This is a genomic window from Sulfitobacter sp. 15WGC (assembly GCF_005068605.1).
Taxonomy (GTDB): Bacteria; Pseudomonadota; Alphaproteobacteria; order Rhodobacterales; family Rhodobacteraceae; genus Sulfitobacter; species Sulfitobacter faviae.
Window position 1 is genome coordinate 1 of sequence record NZ_SZNL01000160.1, and the last position, 254, is coordinate 254.

The 254-nt window shown below is 64.6% G+C and carries 1 pseudogene; it reads right to left on the bottom strand.

From position 1 onward, the window contains the following. A pseudogene (locus FCK22_RS18380) lies at positions 1 to 254 on the bottom strand (phosphate acyltransferase); the annotation flags it as partial.

Here is a 254-nt window from a genome sequence, read left to right on the forward strand (position 1 = left end):
AGCGGAGATGCCGGTCGCATCGGCGGAGCCGTGCGATTTCACCACCGTGCCGTTCAGGCCCAGAAAGACGCCGCCGTTCACACGGCGCGGGTCGATCTTTTTGCTGAGACGGCGCAGAGAGGTATAGGCCAGCAGCGAGGCGAGGCGCGACAGGGGCGAGTATTTGAACGCTTCGCGCAGCCGGTCGCCGATCATGCTGGCCGTGCCTTCGCCGGTCTTGATCGCGACATTGCCGGTGAACCCATCGGTTACGA